The organism is Sporosarcina sp. OR05 (assembly GCF_041414805.1).
In the GTDB taxonomy this organism is placed as follows: domain Bacteria; phylum Bacillota; class Bacilli; order Bacillales_A; family Planococcaceae; genus Sporosarcina; species Sporosarcina saromensis.
This window is the reverse complement of record NZ_JANKJL010000033.1, coordinates 1-1217: the sequence shown is the minus strand read 5'-3', so window position 1 is coordinate 1217 and position 1217 is coordinate 1. Positions and strand designations below refer to the sequence as shown.

Genomic DNA, 1217 nt, shown 5'->3' with positions numbered 1-1217 from the left:
TCTTTGTTAATATTTAGTCATAATACTCCCATTGTCCATTTGGGAATTGACCAGCAATGAGAAGGTAATCTACCCGAGGTTCATTCCGATCGATGTCATCAAAGTAGTTACCATTAAAATAGTCTGTTCCGTGGAAGCTAAGAGTTGTATATTTTACTTTAATTGCATAAAGACCTCGTCGTTGAATATTACTTCTAATTCGGTCGATGACATAATAGCCACCTCTTAACCCATTTATCGTATCCTGTTTTAAAGTATTGTGCATGTTAACAATCTCGGTAGCAATAGCTACTGCTAATCCATAAAGAGTTCCATACTTAGCGATTTTTGGTATTGTGAAGATTGTAGTAACGAGACCATATTGTGCCAGACCAGAATTTAAAAAAGTTTCAATAGAACTAGCGTTTTGCATGTTCCTATCAATAGCATCTGCCACAAGGTTATTTAAAACTCGCAAAGCATGTAATTGAGCATCTGTGTATGTCCCTGTAACAATTTTCAATTTCAGAACCATAATTTTTTTCCTCCCTTTTAAATTTAAAATGTTCTTCAGAAGCGCTTCTAGTATATAAAGGGGATTTCGCAATTTAAAAAACAACCTCTTACGCAAAAATTATTTTATAATGTTAAAAAGGGGAGGGAAAATCATTGAAGAATAAGAGGCATATAATAATTTTATTTACAGCGATTGTACTACTGATTGCTATTTTTGGGGGTAAATATATTAATAATTTGCCTAAAGAAACAACATGGGGAAAAATGATAACTGAATTATTTGGTGATAAAACAGTTATACAAATAACAATAACGGAGGAAAAATACCCTGATTATACTACTGTCTATATAACTGATAAACAAACCATAAAAAATATTTTAGAAGGTCCTGCGAAGACGAAATTAAAAGAGTCTGATATACATGTCGGACCCATAACTAGTAAATACCTTTTAGACTTTCGTACTGGTTATCGGGATAGACTAATGTATTTAAATGAAAATCTCCTTGAGTTCGAAGGACAGGGAATTTCGTATGAAACTGATGATGACAGTGTTTTTGGAGTTATACACGAGGCGTTCATAACAAATAACAATTAAAACAAAGAAGCAGCTAATTCAGTTGCTTTTTTTATATAAAAAATCCAATTCTTTTTTTACAAGTCTTTTTAAAAAAAATAAAATTGATAGAATTTTAATGAGGGGTTGTTTTTTCCTGTCTAAAA

General features: G+C 31.7%; 2 protein-coding genes. One reads left to right on the top strand and one right to left on the bottom strand.

Annotated elements, in window-relative coordinates; translation table 11 throughout:
* Nucleotides 1–13: 13 nt before the first annotated feature.
* Nucleotides 14–514 (bottom strand): hypothetical protein, encoded by a 501-nt coding sequence (locus NRI27_RS17905; protein ID WP_371391902.1) that lies wholly within the window; start codon nt 512–514, stop codon nt 14–16.
* A gap of 134 nt (nt 515–648) precedes the next feature.
* Here NRI27_RS17905 and NRI27_RS17900 point away from each other — a divergent pair, with 134 nt between their 5' ends.
* On the top strand, nt 649–1092 hold the full coding sequence (locus tag NRI27_RS17900; protein WP_371391901.1) for a hypothetical protein: 444 nt from the start codon (nt 649–651) through the stop codon (nt 1090–1092).
* Nucleotides 1093–1217 lie beyond the last annotated feature (125 nt).